This window comes from Streptomyces sp. NPDC091371, from assembly GCF_040684275.1.
In the GTDB taxonomy this organism is placed as follows: domain Bacteria; phylum Actinomycetota; class Actinomycetes; order Streptomycetales; family Streptomycetaceae; genus Streptomyces.
Genome location: NZ_JBFBFP010000045.1, coordinates 20,985 through 42,154, shown reverse-complemented (window position 1 = coordinate 42,154; position 21,170 = coordinate 20,985). Strand labels below are relative to the sequence as shown.

Sequence of the window (21,170 nt, the reverse complement as noted above, 5' to 3'; positions counted from 1 at the left end):
CACCACACCCGGTTCGGCCCCCGCACGTGCGGCTTCGCAACCCATTGGCACTGCCGAGACAGCCCGTTCACAATCCCACGAGATGATCATTACCGGACGCCGGCCCGCCGTACCCTGCGAGCCGCGTTCAACGGGGGGGGGGGGAATCGCCTGGCCCGGGTACGCCCGTACGGGGTTTCCGTCGGGTCCGCCGCGGCCAGGCGGTTGGGGACCGCCCCGACGAGGGCCACCAGCCCTGACTTCCGCACCGACCCCGGGCCGCCGATCACGGCTTCACCCGCCCGGCCCCGGGACACCGACACCAGTCGTCGGCGGCCGAGCCGCCCCGCGAATCCAGGGACCAACCGACCGATGCACCGCAGTGCGCCATTCCTGATCATTGGCCACCACCGATCCGGTACGAACCTGCCCGGTCTGCGGGTCATCCAGCTGGTGCGCGACCCGCGAGCCGTTGCCGCGTCGGTGCTCAACGTGCCGGAGTCCGACGAGCTGTGGAAGTACAGCGTGACCGTCACGCGCCATCTGGAGGAGCAGCTCGGCCACCCGCCCGGCGGCGGGCTCGTCCCCTTCGAGTACGTCACCGGGCGGGTGGAGGACCTGGTCGCGCATCCGGAGGACGTTCTCGGCCAGCTCATGGACTTCCTGGACCTGGAACCGACCCATGGGCAAAGGGACTTCATCGCCGACTCCCAGAGGCCCAGCCTGGACGGCCGGTACTCCAGCCACCGCTCCCGCGACGCGGTGCTCAACTCCTGGCGCAGCCGGCTCACTGACGCCCAGCCCGGATGGCCGCCGAGACGTGCGAGAAGGTCGTCAAGGGCGGGGCCTGGAACAAGTCCGCAGCCCTGCTCGCCTGCTCCGCCCGACGCGGCAGGTGGTGCATCGCCGGTTCGGCGTCCATGAGTTTCCGAGTGGTGTGGGAGGGCTGAGCGGATGCTTTCGGTGATCTTCGACCTTGACGACACGCTGTGCGACTACGGGGCCGCCCGTCAGCGCGCGAAGCGGAAGGTCGACTTGCTGCTCGGCGAGCACGGCGTGCCGGTCGGCCCGGCCTACTGGGCCCGGTTCGACGAACTGGACCCCGTGCTGTTCGCCCGGTTCGTCGATGGCGAGCTGGCCCGGGATGAGTACCGCCGGCTCCGGTTCGAGATCCCGGCGATCGACGTGGGGGCGGACCGGCCAGCGGCCGCCGCGGCCGCCGTGCGGGCCAACGCCGTGTACGTGGCGTGCGCCAACACCGACATCGAGCTGTTCGACGACGCGCTGCCCGCGCTCACCTCCCTGCGCGCCGCCGGGGCGGAACTCTCCCTCTTCACCAACGGGCCGTCCGACGGTCAGCGCGCCAAGATCCGCGCGCTGGGCCTCGCCCCCTACCTCGACCACGTCTTCATCTCCGAGGAATTGGGCGCGGCCAAGCCCAGCCCCGAGGCGTTCCGCGCCGTTCTCTCCGCCCTCGGACGGACCGCCCGGCAGAGCGTCATGGTCGGAGACTCGCTCGCCACCGACATCGCAGGCGCCCGTGCCGCAGGCATCCGTGCGGTTCTCCTCGACCGCACCGGCCAGTGGAGCGGTCCGGGCGTCGAGAGCATCGCGGGCCTGGCCGGCCTTCCCCGTCTCCTGACGGCCCCCCTGTGAGCGCCGGCACCGCAGGCGCCGAATCCACGAGGGCGGCCCGGGCAGCTTCCTCGACCCTGCCCTCGCCGCGGCACCGGCCCGCGACCCCTCGGCCCTGGACTTGCGCTCACCGACGGCGACCGTCGACTTCTGGGACATCTCCGGCCACTCCCGCATTGCGGATGCCCTGCAATGCCGTGGCCCTGAACTCCTCGCAATGTCCAGGAGTTCCTCGCCAGCGCGGCCCGAGCCGTACAGCGGAACCACGGTGTCGTCCACAAGTTCCTCGGAGGCGGCCTGATCGCGGTCTTCGGCAGCTCGCTGGGCGGTCCGCCCGCAGTCGGCGACCAACCGAACTCCGACCTTGCGAGCGCGGTCGGCCCTCGCCTGCGGATACGCGTTCATGGCGGCCGGGATCGTGATCCCTCTGCTGGTCCAGGCCCCGACACCGGCTTCGGGCTGGCCCTCGGCTGCCCCCTGGTAGCCGTCGGGTACCCCGCGGCGAGCCTCGCCCACGGCAGCCTCGTCGCGCCGGCCGCCATGAACGTCGTACGGGGTGCCGGCCTCGGCCTCGCCTACGCGGCCAGGGGCGCGCGCTGGCCGTGCAGTGCGTACCCGCCTCGGACAGCGCTTCGAGCGCGGGCGTCAACGTCCTGCTCCGGAACCTCGGCACCGCGGTGGGTGCGGAGGTCGCCTCGATTCTGCTCATCGACGTCTCTCCCGACGCGGTCACCGCCGCCTTCGCGGTCCCGGCCGCTCTGATGGGCGTCACCTCGGCCGGTCTCTCCGTCCTCTGCAGGGAGCAGGCTGCCGCGGCTGACCGGCGCGGCCTCGGCTGGTCAGGCCGGTGAGGTCCACGCCGTTCGCAGCCCCTCCAGCCATGCGGGTGGCAGTTCGGCCGAGTCCCAGGCCTCCCGTAGCGCCTCAGGTGTCGTGACGAGGCGTTCCAGCACGGCGACGCTGGTGGGGGAGTGGAACAGGGAGTAGCGGCCGTGGACTGCGATCGGGCTGCCGGGCCCGTACTCCGTGTAGAGCCGCTCCAGGCGCACGCGGTGGGCCGAGGCGAACTCCGTCAGCTGTCCCGCGTACCCCGCCCGCTGCCTGACGGTCATCGTGCCGAGGACGGCGGAGAGCACCTGCTCGGAAACCTCGGGATCGAGGTCGGAGGCGGCGGCGAACGACAGGTAGAGGGGCATCACCGCGACCTTCGCCCGTTCCACCTCCATCCTCCGGACAGGAGGGAGGGCTTCCGCGGAAGCGGCCGGCGTGTCGGGGCCGACGACGTCCCGCAGAGCGCGTTCGGCGATGGCCGCGAGCTCGCCGGTCACGGCCCGGGTGCCGTCGCGCCAGCCGGACTCGTAGAGAGCGTCCTTCTCCTGTGGGAGGTCCTCCTCGAACCTGCTGATCTCCCTGTGCGCGAGGGTGAGCGCACCCGCCTCCACGAGCCCGATCAACTCCGCCGCCTCACTTGCGTGGACTCCCGCCCTGGCGAGCAGCCGGACAAGCGTGCTCTTCGCGTTGAGGACGCCGGCCTGGTCCGCTTGCACCCGGCCTTCGTCGCTGGCGTTCATTGGTTCTCCTCGTCTCGCGTCGCGCCGAGGCGAGCCTACGTTCCCCGCGCGCCGCTCTGTGTCCGGGCCTTCCGGAGCACGCCGGGCCGGGGCGTTCGCGTCTCAGCGCAGCGATTCCTCCGGGGGCCGCTCGCGCAGTGCGCCATACGCGATGAAGTAGGCCGGGACCCGGTTCAGCCACCGCGAGTCGGTGATCAGCTCGGTCAGCCGCTTCGCCCGTCCCGGGTCGCCGAACGCCGCACGGCCCGCGAGCAGCGGCTCGATGACCTGCGTGTGGGCAACCCGCTGGAGGCCCTGGGTCGCCACGGTGGTGGGCCAGCGGCGGTGCTGGACCCGGCGTACGTCCCGCAGGCCCACGGATCCCTCGCGCAGCGGTCCCACGAGGTACCGCGCCGCGGCCACCGCGTCCTGCACGGCGAGGTTGATGCCGATGCCGAACACGGGCGACATGGCGTGGGCGGCGTCGCCGATGCACAGCAGCCCCGGACGGTGCCAGCGCCGCAGCCGGTCGAGGCGTACGTCGAGCAGCTTCACCGCGTCCCAGGACGTGAGGGCCCGCGTCCGGTCGGCCAGCCACGGGGCGGCGTCCGCGAACTGGGCCATGAAGCGCTCCAGGCCCTCGGCGCGGCGCTCGGCGTCCGTCCCCTTGGGGATGAGCGCGGCACACTGCCAGTAGTCGCCGCGGTCGATGAGCGCGGTGAAGAACCGCTCCCCCAGGCCTCCGACGAGTCCGCCGGGGTCGTCCTGGTGCCGGGGCAACCGGAACCACCAGGCGTCCATCGGGCACGGGAAGCCCTCCAGCCCGAGCTCGGGCAGCGCCCTCGCCATCGAGCCGCGGCCGTCGCAGGCAACCGTCAGGGTGGCCCGGAGCTCGCCGGTGACACCGTCCGCGGTGCGGTAGCGCACGCCCGTGACCCGTCCGCCCGCCATCAGGAAGGAGGTCGCCTCGGTGTCCATGCGCAGGCGGAACGAAGGTTCCCGGCCCGCTTCGTCCGCGAGCAGGTCGAGGAGGTCCCACTGGGGGACCATCGCGATGTAGTTGTACTTCCCGTGCAGCGCCCCGATGTTCCCGATCGTGACCAGGGACCGGTCCTCCCCGAGGGGCAGCTGCACCGAGGTCACATGGCGCTGCGGCAGCCGCGCGAACCGTTCGGCGAGGCCGATGTCGTCCAGCAGCGACAGGGTGGAGGGGTGCACGGTGTCGCCACGGAAGTCGCGGAGGAAGTCGCCGTGCTTCTCCAGCACCGTCACGTCCACCCCCGCGCGGGCCAGCAGGAGCGCCAGGACCATTCCGGCCGGCCCGCCGCCGACGACGCAGCAGGTCGTTCGCTCCACAACCATCACTCCCTTCGTGGGCAACGGGTGAGCCCAGGGGACATATACCGCACATGCCCGGAGGCCGGCGCGGCAACCGCGGGCGACTCGCGGCTGCTTCTCGCGCAGACCGCGGAACACGGTCCGCGGGATTGATCACCCACACGGATGATCTTCCGAGTCGAGGTGCATGGGGGACCGTGGCACGGGCATGTGGTGGCCGATCACCAGCCGCTTCCGGAACGGACCGCCCATGTCACTCGCCGCCGGCCCCGATGCCGCCCTCGGCGCCAAGCGCCACATCTTCGCCATGCTCGACGTGGACGGCGACGGCGTCATCTCCATGCCGGAGTACGTCTCCCGCCCGACCCGGCTCGCACAGGCACTCGGCCTGGACGTGGAGGAACCGGCGGTGATGGCCGCGATCACCGCACACGAGCAGCTGTACGCCGCCATGGACGCGGACGGGGACGGCCGGGTCACCTTCGAGGAATACGCGAACTGGGCGGGCGCCGACACCTTCGACACCTCCTGTCGGCCCGCACTGGGCTCGCTGTTCGATCTCGCAGACGCGGACGGCGACGGACACCTGGACCGTGAGGAGTTCACGCTGCTCCGCTCGGCCCTGGGCAACGCGGTGGAGCGCGCCCGGGCCGCGTTCGACGTCCTGGACGCCGACGGCGACGGCCGGGTGGGCCGTGAGGAGTATCTGGGGTCGATCCGCTCGTTCGTCTCCCAGGGCGCCTCGCTCATGAGCGAAACCCTGCACGGGGACGCGAAGGTCTGAATTCGGACCCATCCGAGTGACGGGGGCTGTACGTTGCGGCTGACTGCGTCGAGGCGAACTGTGGGGTGGGTGGGCTGTGCTGGTCGAGGCGTTGACTGCGGTGGCGGCAGCGGGCGGTGGTGCGGTGGTGCAGGCTGCCGGGACCGACGCGTGGCTCGCGGTGCGTGAGCGCGCCGCGGCCCTCCTGGGACGCGGAGACGCCGCTCGGGGCCGCGCCGAGCTCGAGCGACTGGACCGGACCGCGCGAGCCCTTGAGCCCGAAGCAGCCGAGGACCCGGAGCGGGAGCGGTTGCGGCAGGAAGGGGAGTGGCGGACGCGTTTCGAGATGCTGCTGGAGTCCCTTGACACCCGGGAACAGCAGCGGACGGCCCAGGAGTTGCGCACACTGGTCGCGTACGTCGCCGACGCGGCCGGCGACGTGGCCGTTGCGACGGGGAAGGCCGTGGCCGGCGGCGGCGGGAGCGCGGTGACCGGAGTGAAGCGTACGGGCGACGACGGACGGTCGGCACGAGTGATGAACACCGGCGACGCGGAGGCCTCGGGCGCCGGCTCCAGCGCCGTCAGCGGCATAGTCCGCGACTAGGCGGGGCGGGCGGCATGGCGAAGTGGCACTGGGGCAGGCGACGCGACACCGGCAAGAGCACTCCGGCGAGGAGCTCCCTCGGCGGAGTCGCACCCGCAGCACACGTCGACCCCGTGCAGCAGGTGTCGGGAAGCGGGAACGCGACCGCGACGAACGGCGGTATCGCCGTCACGGGCATCTACAACGACCATTCCACCGTGGTGCTGCCACCGGAGGCGGTGGCCCCCGCGGGCAGCGTCAAGGCGCGCCCGGGTCTCGACAACCTGCCCTACCGAACGACCCGCTTCGTCGGCCGCACCGCCGAACTCGATCGCCTGGACGCCGCCATGACCGGACATCCGGGTCGTCCGGGCGGGGTGCTGTTGCAGGCCGTGCACGGACTCGGAGGGATCGGCAAGAGCGCCCTGGCCGCTCACTGGGCGGCCACCCGGGCCGGCGCCCTCGGCCTGACGCCGATCCGCTGGATCACTGCGGACAGCGCGGTCGGCGTCGAGCAGGGCCTCGCCGCTCTGGGGAGGGCCCTTCAGCCTGCCGCGTCCAAGGTGATGACCGTCGAAGCCCTGGTCGAGAACGCGAAGGAGTGGCTGGCCACCCATACCGGCTGGCTGCTCGTCCTGGACAACGTCAACGACCCCGCCGACATAGCCGAACTGCTGGCGCGCGCGCCCGCCGGACGCTTCCTGGTCACCAGCAGGCTCGCCACCGTATGGCACGACGCCACCACCGTCATTCGGCTGGACGTCCTCGACCCGGCCGATTCCCTGGCCCTCCTCACGGCCATCGTCACCCGCGGCGGCCGCCGTGACATGGCGGGAGCGGACGAACTGTGTGCCGAATTGGGCCACCTGCCGCTGGCCGTCGAGCAGGCCGCCGCCTATCTCGCGCAGAACCCCCTGCTGACCCCGCGCTCGTACCTGGGCCTCCTGAGGGATGACCCTGCCGCGATGCTCCGGCGGGGCGCCGTGGGCGTGACCGATGCCGAGCGCACCGTCGCCCGTACGTGGCGCGTGGCGCTGGACCAGATCGCCGAAAGGGAACCCCTCGCCGCCGAGGTGTTGCGGATCCTGGCCTGGTACGCCCCCGACGAGATCCCGGTCGGGCTCCTCGACGACGTGGCCGAACCGGCGGAGCTCGCGGACGCCATCGGCACGTTATACGCCTACAGCATGGTCAAGGTCGACGCCGACAGCCGGTCCCTGGCCGTACACCGGCTCGTCCAGTCGGTGGCCCGGACACCCGAAGCCGACGACCCGAACCGTACGCCCGACCTCGTCCAGGAGGCCCGTTCGTACGCGACAGCCTCTCTGCTCGCGGCCGTCCAGCGGTGCCAGTGGCAAGATCCCGCCACGTGGCCCACCGGGCACACGATGCTCCCGCACATGGACGCCGTCGCCCGCCACACACCCCCGGAGGCCGACGGCACCAGGACCGCGAGGCTCCTCAACCACGCCGGGGTGTTCCTCGTCAGCCAGGGTCTGGCGGCCCGCGCCTCAGCACACCTGCGACGAGCCCTCACCCACCACGAACGGACACTGGGCCCCGACCACATCGACACGGTCGCCTGCCGTCACAACCTGGCCGATGCCTATGCGGAGGGCGGCGACCTGAAACGCGCCGTCCCGCTCTACGAACGGGCCCTGGAGGACGCGGAACGCACCCTCGGCGAAACGCATCCCCTCACCCTGGCCAGCCGCAACAACCTCGCCGACGCCCACAGGACGGCCGGCAGTACGGACCTGGCCCTCGAGCTGTTCGAGCAGAACGTCGCCCTGGGCATGCTGCAGGGCACGGACGAGCTCAGCACCCTCGCCGCCGTCACCAACTTCGCCCGTGCACAGCAGGCCGCGGGCAACCTCGACGAGGCCGTCCGCCTGCTCGAGGGGAACGTCGACGTCTGCGCAGGCGAGCTCGGCGAAGACCACCACCTCACCCTCGTCACCCGCCACAACCTGACGGCCGCCCGCCTGGCGGCGGGCCTCAGGCTCCCCACCACGGCACTCTTCGAGCAGGACCTCCACGACATGGAACGGGTCCTGGGCGAGGACCACCCCGACACGGTCCTCGCACGCGGGGACCTGGCGCACGCCTACAAGGAAGCGGGCGACCTCGGCCGGGCGGTCCCGCTGTTTGAGCGGACACTGTCCGACATGGAGCGCGTCCACGGTACGGACCACGGCAGGACCCGCGCCGTGCGCATGGCGCTCTCCCTCGCCTACCGGGAGGCGGGCGATCTGGCCGGCGCCCGCTCCCTGGGACACCCCGACACCCGCGGCGCCGGTACCCGCAGCGCCGACGTCGGCTACGCCCTCCTCAAGGCTGACGACCCGCAAGGTGCCATGCCCCTGTTGGCACAGGCCTACCACGAAAGCCGGGAGCGGAGCGGCGAGGAACATCGGAACACCCTCAGCACCCGGCACAACCTGGCTGTGGCCCACCTGATGGGGAACGACCCCGGGCCGGCCATCCCGCTGTTCCAGCAGAACCTTCGGCTCCGGGAACAGACCTTGGGCGAGGACCACCCCGAGACGCTCACCACCCTCAGGCACCTCGCCGACGCCCACCGGCTGGCCGGCCAGTTCGACCGGGCCGTCCATCTGTACGACAGGACCTTCCAGGGATATACACGGACACTCGGGCCCGCCCACACCGACACCCTCGCCGCCCTGAACCTCCTGGGGTACACCCTCTTGCTCCTGGGCCGGCCGAAGGAGGCGATCCCCCTCTTCCAGCAGGCACTGCAGGGCTTGGAGACGGCGCTCGGCCCCTCACACGTCGACGTCCTGACCACCCGCAACCAGCTTGCGCAGGCGTACCAGGACGCGGGGGACTTGCAGCAGGCGATCCCGCTCTACGAGGACAACCTCACCGCATGCGCACGGGTCCTCGGCGAAGACCACCTGCACACCCTCACCGCCCGCCACAACCTGGCCGGCTCCCACGCCGCAGCGAGGAACTACGACCGGGCACTCGCCTTGCTCGAAGCCAACCTCGGACACCAGGAGCGGGTGCACGGGGCGGACCATGCCGACAGCCTCACCACCCGCATGAACATGGCCTCCACCTATCTCGCGCTGGGAATGCGCAAGGAGGCCCTCCGCCTGTACAAGCGGACCCTCGACTCCTGCATCAGGGCTTTCGGGATCACCCACCCCCTCACCCTCACCGTCCACGCGCAGCGGCGTGCCGCCCGGCGGAGAAGGCCCTGACACCGGCGCGCGGCATCCGGCCCGTCCGGCGGGCGCTCATCCGTACCGTCGCGTTTCGTGGAAGAAGTCGTCGATGACGTGCAGTTGCCCGGTGCGGGCGGCCTCGTCGTAGACGTGTTTGCCCAGGGCGAGGTCGAGGACGCCCAGGCCGAAGGGTGAGAACACCACGGGCCGGTCGTGGGGCAGTGCCGTGCGGCCGGTCGTGACGTCGTGCAGTGTGCCGGTGAGGAAGTCGCGGTTCCCGGTGAGCTGTTCGGCCAGGTGGGGTGAGGTGTCGGCTTTGAGGCAGTGCTCGACGTCGTCGACGACGTTGGTGGAGGCGAGCAGGATTTCGGGGGCGAGGTCGCGCAGCGATACGTGCAGGACCAGCGGGTTGTGGTCGAACCATGCGGGGTCGGTGATGTGCGGCCGGCTGGCGACGGTGGCGAAGACGAGCAGGTCGCTGGAGCGGATCAGCTGTTCCGGACTGCCGTGCACGGTGATCTTGGTGGTCTCGTCGGCGGCCTGCAGGTAGCCGTGGAAGCCGGCTGCGCTGTCGGCACAGATGTCATGCACGCCGATTTCGTCGAAGGACCAGCCGGCTGCGGTCAGGAAGGTATGGATATAGCGGGCGATGAGGCCTGTTCCGAAGAATCCGACGCGGGACGGGCGTATCCGGTGGCCCGTGCTGAGTCTCTCGGCTGCTGACGCGGCCATCGCGGCCGTTCGGGTGGCGCTGATGATCGAGCTTTCCATGCAGGCGAACGGGTAGCCGGTGTCGTGGTCGTTGAGGATCAGCACCGCTGAGGCCCTGGGGATGCCGGCCTGCACGTTGTCGGGGAAGCTGGAGATCCACTTGAGGCCGTCCACCCGCGCCTGTCCGCCGATCGATGCGGGCAACGCGATGATGCGGGCGGTCGGGCGGTCGGGGAAGCGCAGGAAGTACGACGGCGGGTTCACCGACTCGCCCACGGAGTGCAGATGGTAGGTGGCCTCGATCAGCTCCATGATCTGGCGTTCCCGCCCCTGGAGGATGTGCTGTACCTGGGCTCCGGAGATCACGGCGAACGGAGGTACGGCGGTCGGCGGTGGCCCCGCTTTCGGGTCGGGAATCGGGGACAGCGCAGCACTGGGACGGGACGCGGTCATCGGGCTCTCCCCTCGGGGGCCGCGGTCGGCGCGGGCGGGAAGGGGAGCGGGGGCTGTGGTGCGGCCATGGCGACGAGGACCTCGCGCGGCGGCTGGAACGGCTCCCTGGCGTGGGCCGTGCGGATGTTGTCGATGAGCATCAGGTCGCCGGACTGCCACGGCTCACGGACGGTGTGTTCGTCGTAGACGGCGTTGATCAGCTGGACGATGTCCTCGCCGATCGGGTCGCCGCCTCCGAAGCGGGTGTTGAACGGCAGCGCTTCGGGGCCGTAGACGTCGACGAGGTACTCCCGCACGTCCGGCTCCAGCGTCCACTCGTTCAGGAACGCGATCTGGTTGAACCAGCAGCGCCGACCGGTGGCCGGATGGCGCACCACGGCGCGGCGGTGTTGGCGGGTGCGCAAGCCGCCGTCGCCTTGCCAGGCGAACTCGATGGCGTTGGCCCGGCAGTAGTTCTCGACGGCCGCCCGGTCGTCGGTCCCGAACGCCTCGGTCCAGGAGGCACCGATGTCGTCGTTGTAGCTGCGGGTGAGCAGCCAGCCGTCCTGTTCGAAGCGCTGCACGAGGTCCGGCGGCAGGGCGTCCAGGACGGCGGCGGCATCAGCGAGGGTGGTGGCTCCACCCGTGGCGGGTGCCGTCAGGCACGCCAGCAGCAGCAGACCGGGCGGGCTGTGGGTGTAACTGAGCTCGTGGTGCATGCACATGGGCTGGTTGGCCGGCCACACCGTAGAGGAGTACACGCCGGGGGTACGGGCCTGACGGGGGGCGAAGGATTCGGTGTCGGTCATCAGGGCGGGGGCCAAACGGCTGAAGACGGCGCCCACCTGCCCGGCGTCGACGAGGCCGAGCCCGCGGACGAGTACGGCGCCGTGTTCGGTGACGATGTCGCGCAGGGAGTGGCGGTGTTCGGCTGCCCAGGCCGACCGGTCGGGGGTGGCGGGGGAGGGGACGCGGAGTACCGGTGGTCTGCCGGGGTGCAGGTCGACCGGAGGCAGGGACGCTGAAGCGGGCGCCGGGCTGGTGGGGCTGATCGGGTCGGCGCTGGTGAATGACATGGTCTTTGCCTTTCGGGTGGTGTTGCGGGGGAACGGGGCGATCAGGGGGAGGTCGGCTGTGCGGTGGGGCGCGGGCGGGACGGCGCGTCCAGGAACCGGGCCAGATCGGAGAGGACGGGGTGGCGCGCGACCTCTGCCGGGGACACGGCGCGGTCGAGGGTGATGGCCAGCTTCACGGCCGACAGGGAGGTCCCGCCCAGGTCGAAGAACCTGTCGCGCCGGTCGATCCGGTCTGCCGGAATGCCGAGCACGCTCGCCCACGCGGCCGCCAGCCGCTGTTCGGCGGGTGTGCTCGGCGCGTCGACGCCGTCCGGCGCCTGTACGTCGTCCTCGGCGGCGTGGAGTCGCGAGGCCAGGGCCGTCAAGGCCTTCCGGTCGATCTTGCTATTGGCGGTCAGCGGGAGGGTCTCCTGCCAGTGGATGGCCGAGGGGACCGTGTATGCGGGCAGTGACGTGGCCAGCCGGTCCAGCAGGATGCTGGTGTCGAGCGGGTGCGGGGCCGTGTAGAACGCCACCAGGTGGGTGCTGTGATCAGGGCGCTCGGTGACCACCACGGCGCTGTCGCGAACCCCGGGGGCTCGTAGCAGGGTGCTTTCGATCTCGCCGGTCTCGATACGGAAGCCGCGGATCTTGACCTGGTTGTCTCGGCGGCCGAGGAATTCCAGCTTGCCGTCGACGCGCCAGCGGCCGATGTCGCCGCTGAGGTACAGGCGCCTGCCCTCGCTGTGTGGATCTGCGAGGTAGGTCGGCCGGGTACGCTCGGGGTCGTTGACGTAACCGCGGCCGACGCAGACCCCGGAGAAGGCGATCACGCCGGGCGCGCCGAGCGGCACCGGGTCGAGGTGCTCGTCGACGACGTAGAGGCGCACGTTGTTGACCGGCCGGCCCAGCGGGACGCGGTCGGCGTCCGGCGTGCGGTCCATGACCTCGTGGTTGGTGTCGTCGCTGGTCTCGGTCAGCCCGTAGGCGTTGACGAGCTTGATGCGGGGCTGGGCGGTGAACCAGCGCTGGGCGAGCTCCTTCTTCAGCGCCTCACCCGTGACCGACACGTACCGCAGGTCCGGCAGTGTCCGGGGGTGCTGCTCGAGATGGGCTACGACGACGTCGAGGTAGGAGGGGACGACCTGCAGCACGTTGACCCGGCCGCGGGCAACGGTGTCGACGAAGCGTGCGGCGTCGAGGATCGCTTCCTGCTCGATCAGCATGGTCCGCCCGCCGACCAGCAGGGGGGCGAGCAGTTGCCACAGCGAGATGTCGAAACACTGGGGGGCGGTCTGGGCGACCACCTGGCCTTCGCCGATCTCGAGGTCGTCGATCTTGGCGTAGAGGTGGTTGAGCATGCCCTGGTGTTCGCACATCGCGCCCTTGGGCTCGCCCGTCGAGCCGGAGGTGAAGTAGACGTACGCCAACTGGTCGGGCTCGACGTCCACACCGAGGTCGGTCCCGGAGTGCTCCTGGCCGCAGGCGGTGTCGACGAACAGCGTCCGGACGGCGGGCAGGGCGGTGAGGGCTTGCCGGAGGGTGCTGGTGGCGGCCGGTTGGGTCATCACGAGCCCGCATCCGGCACGGGCCAGCATGGCCTTGACCCGTTCGGCCGGCAGGTGCGGCTCGACGGGCAGGTACGCGCCACCGGCTTTGAACACCGCCAGGACGGCAGCCAGCCAGTCCAGGTCCCTCTCCATGGCCACCGCAACCACCCCTTCACGGTGCAGCCCTTGGGCCCGCAGGGCTCGCGCCAGCCGGTTGGCGCGGGTGTTGAGCTCCTGGTAGGTCCACTCGCGGTTGCCGTGCTGGGCGGCGACGGCGTCCGGATGCTGCCGTACGCGCTGCTCGAACACCTCGTGCGCTCTGTGCTCGGGCAGGTCACGGCGCGGTCCGGCGAGGCCGTGGAGCTGGAAGCGGAGCTCCTCGGCCGACACCAGGCTCTGACCCGTGTGATCGGCATCCGGGTCGGCGGCGATCAGGGCGAGCGCGGTGAGGTGGTATCCGGCGATCCGGGCAGCGCAGTCCGCGTCGAGGACGTCGGTGCGGTAGCGCAGCCGCAGAGTGAGGCTTCCGTCGGCGTGGTGGGCTGCGCCCACCCACAGCGCCGTGTGTGCGGCCGGGGCGTGGCCGTCCCGGGCTTGTCGGCCGTCGTCGGCGTCGGCCGGGTCGCCGTTGATGCCGGCGGGATCGAGCACGGTCTCGAAGGGCGGTTCGGTCAGCCCGAGTTCGCGCCTGAGGTCATCGACGGGGAAGTCCTGGTTGGCCAGCAGGTCCGCGATGGCGTGGCGGGTGTGCTGCAGCAGGGTCCGCCATGACCCGTGGCCGGTCGTCAGCCTGCAGGGCAGCGGCGGGCCGCCGACAGCGACGACGTAGCCGGTGGTGACCTCGTGTTCGCCGCTCAGTGCGGCCAGCACTTTCGCGTGGGCGGCCAGCAGTACGCAGTCCAGCGGCGCCGCGAGCTCGTCTGCCAGCCGGCGCAGTGCCGTCGCTTGCGCGATGGGGAGCGGAGCCTCGTACTCGGCCACGCCCGCGACCGGCACCCGGGTCCAGCGCGGGAGGGGCACGGAGCCGCTGCCGGCGGTCAGGATGCGGTGCCAGAACTCTCTACTGGTCGATGCGTTGGGTGCCATGACGGTCTCTCCTGTGCTGGTACCGGTTGGGCATCAGACGCTGCCCATCTGGTCGGGGTGTTGGCGTGCGGCGCCGGACTCGTGTGCCGGCGGCGGCGCGGGTGGCGGGGTGTCGTCGGGCAGCTGCCGGGCCGGGTTCCCGGCCCAGCGGGCCCGTTGCGGGACCTGCTCGCCCTTCATGAGGAAGGAGTCGCAGGCGAGCTGGGCGCGGTCCGCCAGCGTCACGCCGTAGTGGACGAACGCGCCGACGCCGAGGGTGCAGTCGTCACCGATCGTGGTGCGGTCGGACTTGAACGCACCGTCTTCCTGCGAGTGGCACTGGATCACCGTGCCGGCGTTCAGCGTGCAGTCGTCCCCGATGGTCACGAGGGTCCGCTCCGGGAAGGAGCAGCCGTCGTCGAAGACCCGCTTGCCGATCCGGGCGCCCAGCATCCGCCACATGACGTTCTTGAACGGAGTCCCGTCAAAGACCGGGGTGTAGTTGACCGCCGCCATCTTCCAGAAGCGTTCGTGCCGCCAGAACGACGGCTGGTAGATCGAGCAGTACAGCGGCTCCTGGGCCTTGAATCCGGTGGCTGCCCGTTCGATCAGCGCGAAGTAGACGACGGTGAACGGCAGTACGAGCACACCGGCCAGCGCGTACGCCGACGCGCCCAGCGAGGAGTAGACGCTCTTGGCGCCCAGGGCGAGGAGGAGCACGACGAAGAGGTGGATCCACCGCGCCATCAGGTACAGCCCCGCCGTGACGGCATTGTGCCGGTTCTTGGCGGCCAGCCGGCGGCGCAGCTCGCTGCCGCTCTCCAGGTCCTGGAACCGGGTGTCCCGCATCACCGTGCGCGGAATGGCGAAGGCAGGCGAGCCCAGCAGGCCCACGTTTTCCCGTACCTCGCCGTCGACCGGGACCATCACCTTGGTCGCCAGCAGACAGTTGTCACCGGTCCTGGCCCGTGCGGGATAGGCGATGCGGTTGCCGAGGAAACTGTGGGCTCCGATCGAGACCCGGGAGAGTCTGAACGACGTACTGGAGAACTCGGTGTTGATGACCGACAGGCCGTCGGCGGCCATCGTCTTGCTGCCCACCGAGGTCAACAACGGGTTGTCGTGCTTCACTTCGACACCGAAGTTCGAACCGGTCTGTGTGACACGGGGCATGTCGTAGCCGAGATAGCGCAGGTAGTGGACGATCGCCGAGCTGTCCCCGAACAGTGTCTTGAAGAACTTCCTGTTGGTCAGAAGGGCGATGGCGCGCTGCAGGCCGTAGTGGAGGCCGTAGAGCGGATAGACCGTGTCGGGCTTGACCGCCAGATTGAGCAGGCGCGGGACCACGCCCTGGATGACCAGCCCGACGAAAGCCGCGCCGAAGAACAGCACGAAGGACGAGGCCAGGGCACTGAGATAGAACGCCCCAGTGGTGAACGGCGACGCTGCGCTCTGGGACGGTGGGGTCAGCGGCGAGAGCGGGGCCAGCAGCACGGTGCCGCCGCCCGTGGCCAGCGGCATGTACACCAGCAGGAGGGCGAGCAGCTGCCCGGCGGTGTAGCGGACCTTCCTGGCGGTGGAGGCGTCGACGGCACCGACCGTACGGAAGTCCGTGCTGGTGGGCTCGGCCGGTGACCCGTGCCAGCTCTGGCGGGCGGGGACCCTCTGACCGGCGTGCAGGCTGGAGGCGTGCCCGAGCTGGGCGTGGCTGCCCATGGAGGTGTTGATGTCGAGGACGGTGTGTTCGCTGACAAGGACGTTGCTGCCGAGGATTACGGGGCCGGTTTGTATGAGACCGGCGTGTGCCCGGTAGCAGGCGAAAAGCGCATCCTTGCGGATCACCGTTGCGTCACCGACCGTGAGCAGGTCGGTGCAGACAGGTATGTGTGTGGAGAAGATCGCAACGTTGCGCCCGATCTTCGCGCCCAGCGCCCTGAGATAGGCCGCGTACAACGGCGAGCCGGTGAACAGGCGGGCAGGACTTGTGCGGATCAAGGTCTTGACCAGCCACCACCGTACGTAGGTGAGGCTCCAGACGGGGAACTCGCGGGACGTGAAACGACCGATGAGGGTCCACTTCGCCACGATCGGCACCAGGCACAGGCCGGCGAAGCCCGCGCTGCCCACGAGTACGGACCGCAGGTAGACATCGAGCACACCGGTGCCGGCGCCGACCCACTCGAAGCCCCGGATCGTGGCCACGGCGGCGAGGTAGGCGTAGCCGAGGAACAACAGGAACTGCAGCATTCCGCACAGCAGGTACTGCCCTGTGCCCGCCCGCGCCGCCCTCCGGCGCGCCGGAACAGGCGCCGGCGTCGGCGCCGCCACGGCCGGACGGACCGGAGGCTGGACGGAAACGGGCGCAGCCGCCGGCTGTCCCGGGGCCACGGGATCGGCGGATTCCGGCGCCGGGGCCGTGGGCGCGGTGAGGGCGAGCGCGGAGGCCAGGCTGTTGACGGTGGGATGCCGGTAGACGTCCTTCATCGATACGGGCAGCAGGTCCGCCCGCTTCCGGACACGGGCGCAGAACCGCGCCATCACCATCGAATCGGCGCCCAGATCATCGAAGAAGTTGCTGTCACCCGGCACGTGCTCCACACCCACGACATCGGCCAGCACCTTCGCAAGGAGCCGCGCGGCCTCGGCCGCCGGGCCGCCCAATGCGGCATCCGGCCTGCTGCCGGGGAGCGTTGAGGTGCCGGGCGGGCCGACCGTCGAGGCTTCGCTGGATTTCTCTGCCATGGCTGCTCCTCGCGAACGTGACATGCGCCGCGGCGGTCGGCACCCGCCGGCCACGCACTGGACCTGTGGCGTGCCGCGACGGATGACGTCGCCTTCCGTCCGTGAAGGGCTTCAAGCCTTCAACGGCGGACACGCGATGCCGCACCTCCAGTAGGCCCGGCCGGCGGATATGCGTCATGCCGCTGAATGTCGTGACTTGACACCGCGGGCCCGCGGCGGTAGGTGACCGTCGGCGCCCCGGCGTGTATCCGTGATCGCGGCCGGTGTCAAGTCCCGAGATCAGGTGACATGACAGAGCGGCGGTCGGCCCCGCGTACTGGACGAGTCCCGAAAGCGTGGCAACAGGCGACGCATCCCCCGAACCGCCCCCACAGGCCAGCGGCACCGGATGCCGCCGTGAGCGCATACAAGGAGGCGACCATGCCGGTCATATCCACCCCCCAGGCATTCAACCAAGACGACCTCTACGTCGACCTTGAGGCGATCATCGGGTACCGGCTGTTCCTCAAATGTGAAGGATTCAATTTCGCCGGGTCGATCAAACTCAAAGCCGCGACCGCAATGGTCGAGGCCGCCGAACGCGACGGCCTGCTCACCCCAGGCTCCGTTCTGGTCGAATCCTCATCCGGCAACCTCGGCGTGGCGCTGGGCATGATCGCAGCCAGCAAGGGCTACCAGTTCGTGTGCGTGACCGACTCTCGCTGCAACCTGGCGACCCGGCTGCTCCTCGAAGCCCTCGGCGGCCAGGTTCACGTCATCACCGAGCCCTCCCCGACCGGCGGCTTGCTCGGCGCCCGCATCGACCACGTCCGTGCCCTGTGCGCCTCCGACGACCGCTACGTATGGCTCAACCAGTACACCAACCCCAACAATCACATTGCGCACTACCGCACCACCGCACCGGCCATCGCCCGAGCCTTCCCCGACCTCGATGTCCTTTTCGTCGGAGCCGGCACCACCGGGACCCTCATGGGCTGTGCGCGCTACTTCCGCACCTGGCACCGCCCGGTACGCATCGTCGCGATCGACGCCGAAGGATCCGCCACCTTCGGGCACACGCCCAGTCGCCGCATGATCCCCGGCCTCGGCACCAGCATGCGCCCCCCGCTCCTCGACACCTCCTACGTCGACGAGGTGATCCACGTCAGCGAAGCCGAGACGATCCGTATGTGTCACCAACTGGCCCGCCACGGCTTCGTCTTCGGCGGCTCCACCGGCACCGTCGTCAACGGCGCCACCCAATGGCTGGCCCAGCGGGAACAGCCGGTGACCGCGGTCGCCATCTCTCCCGACCTCGGGGAGCGCTACCTCGAAACCGTCTACCAGACCGACTGGGTACAAGACCTCTACGGCGAGGACGTGCTCCATCCCAGGACCGCCACCGCCACCGCCGCCGCCTAACGGCTTCCCCCGCCGAGCACGACCCGGCCGCAGGCACCTTCACACCGCGCCAGGGACATGGGCGCCCTGGTGTCCAGCCCAGAGCCCATCCCCGCTACAAACGGTCCTTCGGCCCTGAAACGACCACCTCGGCCTGGACGGCGACCGCGGCGGCATAGCCGTCATCCGCAGCCACATCCCCGATCGTCCAGCCCGGCACTGTCGCCACCGCCCCAGGTTCCGTACCCAGGTAGTCCAGCGACATGGAGCGCCCCAGTCCCACCCCCAGCCCTTTGAGATAGGCCTCCTTGCGCGCCCAGACCCGCGCGAAAGCCGCAGGCTTGTCCGCCTCGCGCAGCCCCCTCAACTCCGCCGCCTCCCGCGGATGAAGAGACTCCCCGACCTCCTGCGCCACCTCAGGGGCCGGCACCGCCTCGATGTCCACGCCCACCGCTGTGCGCGCGAACGCGAGCAGGCACAGCTCACCGCTGTGAGACAGCGAGAAGTGCACCGGGTTGCCGCGCACCACAGGGCGCCCATGCGGCTGCCCGCACGACGGACACGGCAGCCGCTGAAACACGACATCGACGGCCGGGATCCCCAGGTACGCGCCCAGCAGCAGACGCAGCCCCACGTGCCCCGCCAGATACGTCTCCCTGTCCGCACCCGAACGGAAGGCCGCCGCGCGCTCCTTCTCGAACCCGTCCAGCACCGAATCGGCCAGCCGGGCCACGACCGCCTTGAACGCCTGAGTCCGCACCAGCCACAGACCTGGTGCGCCCGCCGCCAGCGGCTGCTCCCACCCCCCGTCCCTCAACTCAACCGGCCACCGAACCGAACCCTCCGTCATCCACGAAGCATACGAAATCCCACTCAAACGGGCTTCGCGCAGCCGCTTCCCAGATGGGCGGCGTTCGTAGAAGGAGAAGGTGGCCGGGGCGGAGCTCCAGATCGCCTATCCGGGTCACTTACGGACGTCCCCCGAGCGAGAGACGTGCCGTGGGGGTAGGTCATTTCGCGCAAGGTGACCTTGGGATCCATGAGGAGATCGCTATGTACGCAGTAATTCGGCGTTACGAAGGGGTGACTGACCCTTCCGAGGCGGGACGCCGAGTGGACGAGGGATTCGTGCCCCTCCTCCGCCGAGTCCCTGGTTTCGTGGCCTACTACTGGGTGGACGCCGGGGATGGAGTGATGGTCTCTACCAGTGTCTTCGAAGACCAGGCCGGGGCCGAAGAGTCGGTCAAGCGTGCGGCGGACTTCGTACGGGAAAACCTCGCGTCGCTGCTGCCCAACCGCCCTCAGATCACGGCCGGCCGGGTGGTGGCTGCTGGGTAGCCGCGCCCCCGCGATTTCCGGTCAATCTGGGGGCGGGACGGCTGGCGCGGGCATGCCAGGGAAAGCTGATCCGCATGAGCGACGCCACGCTATGGATCTCGGCATTGACCGCCGGTACGGCCGTGCTCGCGAGCTGGGTGACCAGTCGCGGGACCGCTCGCGCCGCGCAGATCCAGTCCGCTGCGGCCGAGCGGACCCAGCGCACCGTCCGGGTGAGCGAAGCTCGACGCGCTGCGTACGTGAGCCTGATTGAGCAAGCGCACAAGATGGCCGAGCTGTACTGGCGGGTTTCCGACGTGCGAGAGTCGGCGGCCACGCGCACCGAGCAGCTCCCCGCGCTGAAGGAGGTCCGCTCCGGGCTCCGTGAGGAGTACGCGAAGCTCCGCCACGTCATATGGGTCATCAGTCTGGAGGGGCCCGACAACGTGGCCGAGGCGGCAGAGACGCTCCGGCTCTCGACCCGTCCCGCGTATCAGGCGCTCGAGGCGTCGATCATGGGTGATCCGGATGCGCTGACCCGCTTCGATGAGTGCTACGACCCGTTCTGGCAGGCCGTCCTGACCTTCGTCTCCAGCGCCCGCACAGCCGTGCACGACCTGTAGGGGGGCGAGGGTGCCAAGGGCGAGTCAGTAGGCGTGGTCGATCGGCGGGGATGACGTCAGGGCGAGCGCGGTCTTCCGCAACTCGTCCGCCCAGGTCCGCTGGTCAAGCCCCAAGGTGTACTCAATGCAGCACACGCACGGCGGGAGCGATTTCCTCCCGGACGAGCTTCGCCGCCAGCCGCCGCAGGGCGTGGCGCCGGGCCAGGGCCGGATCGGGCAACTCGATTCCGGACTCGGAGAGTGCCTGTTCGAAGGCGTCGCGGATATCGCGGACATCCGCGTTGCGAGGCAAACCGGCGAGCTCGCACAGCGTCGGGGTGTCCAGCCCGGCTGCCAGTGCCTCGGCGGCCATCATGGGCAGGTCCTCCAGGCAGATGTCGTTCGCCTGATAACGCAATGCTGCCTCATACAGCGACGCGAGGCCGCCATGCGTCGGCGATCCCGGTGCTGCTCCTGCTGTTCCCATGCCTCCTACGATGCCAGGACCGTTCCCAAGTCCCCCGCCGGGATGACGGTGATCGATCCGCTCCACGGCTGAATCCACGGCGGACGCGGCCGGGGCGGTGGGCGTGGCGTCGGGATGTGTACGGGTTGTCGGGTGATGATGGCGCCGTGCGACTTGATCACGTGTCCTATGCGGTGGCCCGCGACAGCTTCGTGTCGACCGTCCAGTGGATCGGATCGGCGCTCGGCGCCGGGTTCGTCGACGGGGGTGTTCACCCGCGATTCGGCACCCGCAATTTCATTCTCCCGCTGAGCGGCGGCACCTACGTCGAGGTCGTCACCACACTCGACCACCCCGCCGCCGACCGCGCACCCTTCGGCCAGGCCGTCGCGCGCCGCGCCGCCGAGGGCGGCGGCTGGCTCGGTTGGGTGGTCTCCGTCGACGACATCGCCCCGGTCGAGGCCCGCCTCGGCCGCACCTCGGCCGAGGGCCACCGTGTCCGCCCCGACGGGTTCGACCTGAGGTGGAAGCAGATCGGCCTGCTGGAACTGCTGGAGGACCCGCAACTGCCCTACTTCCTTCAGTGGTTGGTCCCCATGGAGGAGCGCCCGAGCGCCGACCCGCGCACACCCACCACCATCCACGGGGTCTCCATCGCCGGCGACGCCGCCTCCATCGCCGAATTCCTCGGCGAACCGGCCGACCACCCCCTCGACCAGATCGACGTCACCTGGGTCAAGGATGAGGAACCGGGCCTGGTCTCGGTCGAGTTCGCCACCGCCCGCGGCCCGGTCACGATCTGAGCAGGGCC

The 21,170-nt window shown here is 70.3% G+C and carries 18 protein-coding genes; 10 read left to right on the top strand and 8 right to left on the bottom strand.

Annotated features, from left to right (window positions below; genetic code table 11):
* Positions 1 to 351 precede the first annotated feature (351 nt).
* From AB0O21_RS32985 to AB0O21_RS32975, 3 genes are all read left to right on the top strand, one after another.
* The gene (locus AB0O21_RS32985; protein WP_365177129.1) at positions 352 to 903 is read left to right on the top strand and encodes a hypothetical protein; all 552 of its coding nucleotides are present in this window, start codon (positions 352 to 354) and stop codon (positions 901 to 903) included.
* Between the two features lie 39 nt (positions 904 to 942).
* A complete protein-coding gene (locus AB0O21_RS32980; RefSeq protein WP_365177127.1) occupies positions 943 to 1,635 on the top strand; it encodes an HAD family hydrolase in 693 nt (230 codons plus the stop codon).
* Positions 1,636 to 2,216: 581 nt separating this feature from the next.
* The gene (locus AB0O21_RS32975) at positions 2,217 to 2,465 is read left to right on the top strand and encodes a hypothetical protein (protein WP_365177124.1); all 249 of its coding nucleotides are present in this window, start codon (positions 2,217 to 2,219) and stop codon (positions 2,463 to 2,465) included.
* Here the strand turns inward: AB0O21_RS32975 and AB0O21_RS32970 are convergent.
* Both AB0O21_RS32970 and AB0O21_RS32965 read right to left on the bottom strand, forming a co-directional pair.
* The gene (locus tag AB0O21_RS32970; RefSeq protein ID WP_365177121.1) at positions 2,454 to 3,185 is read right to left on the bottom strand and encodes a hypothetical protein; all 732 of its coding nucleotides are present in this window, start codon (positions 3,183 to 3,185) and stop codon (positions 2,454 to 2,456) included. The two genes, AB0O21_RS32975 and AB0O21_RS32970, sit on opposite strands and share 12 nt — an antisense overlap.
* Positions 3,186 to 3,287: 102 nt before the next feature.
* On the bottom strand, positions 3,288 to 4,520 hold the full coding sequence (locus AB0O21_RS32965) for an FAD-dependent oxidoreductase (protein ID WP_365177118.1): 1,233 nt from the start codon (positions 4,518 to 4,520) through the stop codon (positions 3,288 to 3,290).
* Between the two features lie 232 nt (positions 4,521 to 4,752).
* Between AB0O21_RS32965 and AB0O21_RS32960 the strand changes: the two genes are divergently transcribed.
* From AB0O21_RS32960 to AB0O21_RS32950, 3 genes are all read left to right on the top strand, one after another.
* Positions 4,753 to 5,286 (top strand): EF-hand domain-containing protein, encoded by a 534-nt coding sequence (locus AB0O21_RS32960; protein ID WP_365177116.1) that lies wholly within the window; start codon positions 4,753 to 4,755, stop codon positions 5,284 to 5,286.
* A 76-nt stretch (positions 5,287 to 5,362) separates the two neighbouring features.
* The gene (locus AB0O21_RS32955) at positions 5,363 to 5,869 is read left to right on the top strand and encodes a hypothetical protein (RefSeq protein WP_365177113.1); all 507 of its coding nucleotides are present in this window, start codon (positions 5,363 to 5,365) and stop codon (positions 5,867 to 5,869) included.
* A gap of 14 nt (positions 5,870 to 5,883) precedes the next feature.
* Complete coding sequence (locus AB0O21_RS32950; RefSeq protein ID WP_365177111.1) at positions 5,884 to 9,075, top strand: tetratricopeptide repeat protein; 3,192 nt, start codon at positions 5,884 to 5,886, stop codon at positions 9,073 to 9,075.
* Positions 9,076 to 9,111: 36 nt separating this feature from the next.
* Here AB0O21_RS32950 and sbnB read toward each other — a convergent pair whose 3' ends face one another.
* The 4 genes from sbnB to AB0O21_RS32930 are packed head-to-tail and all read right to left on the bottom strand — an operon-like array spanning position 9,112 to position 16,594.
* Entirely contained in the window at positions 9,112 to 10,203 is a 1,092-nt protein-coding gene (sbnB, locus tag AB0O21_RS32945) for a 2,3-diaminopropionate biosynthesis protein SbnB (RefSeq protein WP_365177108.1), read from the bottom strand.
* A complete protein-coding gene (locus tag AB0O21_RS32940) occupies positions 10,200 to 11,258 on the bottom strand; it encodes a TauD/TfdA family dioxygenase (protein WP_365177105.1) in 1,059 nt (352 codons plus the stop codon). The genes sbnB and AB0O21_RS32940 overlap by 4 nt, the downstream gene beginning before the upstream one ends.
* A gap of 41 nt (positions 11,259 to 11,299) precedes the next feature.
* On the bottom strand, positions 11,300 to 13,873 hold the full coding sequence (locus AB0O21_RS32935; RefSeq protein ID WP_365177102.1) for an amino acid adenylation domain-containing protein: 2,574 nt from the start codon (positions 13,871 to 13,873) through the stop codon (positions 11,300 to 11,302).
* A 33-nt stretch (positions 13,874 to 13,906) separates the two neighbouring features.
* Complete coding sequence (locus AB0O21_RS32930) at positions 13,907 to 16,594, bottom strand: Pls/PosA family non-ribosomal peptide synthetase (RefSeq protein ID WP_365177099.1); 2,688 nt, start codon at positions 16,592 to 16,594, stop codon at positions 13,907 to 13,909.
* Positions 16,595 to 17,014: 420 nt separating this feature from the next.
* On the opposite strand from AB0O21_RS32930, the gene sbnA reads away from it, so the two are divergent.
* Positions 17,015 to 17,995 (top strand): 2,3-diaminopropionate biosynthesis protein SbnA, encoded by a 981-nt coding sequence (sbnA, locus tag AB0O21_RS32925; protein WP_365177195.1) that lies wholly within the window; start codon positions 17,015 to 17,017, stop codon positions 17,993 to 17,995.
* Positions 17,996 to 18,089: 94 nt separating this feature from the next.
* Here the strand turns inward: sbnA and AB0O21_RS32920 are convergent, their stop codons facing one another.
* Positions 18,090 to 18,824: a 4'-phosphopantetheinyl transferase superfamily protein gene (locus AB0O21_RS32920; protein WP_365177096.1), complete on the bottom strand. Its 735-nt coding sequence runs from the start codon at positions 18,822 to 18,824 to the stop codon at positions 18,090 to 18,092.
* A 344-nt stretch (positions 18,825 to 19,168) separates the two neighbouring features.
* Here AB0O21_RS32920 and AB0O21_RS32915 point away from each other — a divergent pair, with 344 nt between their 5' ends.
* Positions 19,169 to 19,312, top strand: a complete 144-nt coding sequence (locus AB0O21_RS32915; RefSeq protein WP_365177094.1) for a hypothetical protein — start codon at positions 19,169 to 19,171, stop codon at positions 19,310 to 19,312.
* 74 nt (positions 19,313 to 19,386) lie between these two features.
* On the top strand, positions 19,387 to 19,914 hold the full coding sequence (locus AB0O21_RS32910) for a hypothetical protein (protein WP_365177091.1): 528 nt from the start codon (positions 19,387 to 19,389) through the stop codon (positions 19,912 to 19,914).
* A 121-nt stretch (positions 19,915 to 20,035) separates the two neighbouring features.
* On the opposite strand, the gene AB0O21_RS32905 is transcribed toward AB0O21_RS32910, so the two are convergent.
* Positions 20,036 to 20,380 carry a hypothetical protein gene (locus tag AB0O21_RS32905; protein ID WP_365177088.1) on the bottom strand — a complete coding sequence of 115 codons (345 nt, stop codon included), beginning with the start codon at positions 20,378 to 20,380 and terminating at the stop codon, positions 20,036 to 20,038.
* Between the two features lie 146 nt (positions 20,381 to 20,526).
* Here AB0O21_RS32905 and AB0O21_RS32900 point away from each other — a divergent pair, with 146 nt between their 5' ends.
* On the top strand, positions 20,527 to 21,162 hold the full coding sequence (locus AB0O21_RS32900) for a VOC family protein (RefSeq protein WP_365177085.1): 636 nt from the start codon (positions 20,527 to 20,529) through the stop codon (positions 21,160 to 21,162).
* Positions 21,163 to 21,170 lie beyond the last annotated feature (8 nt).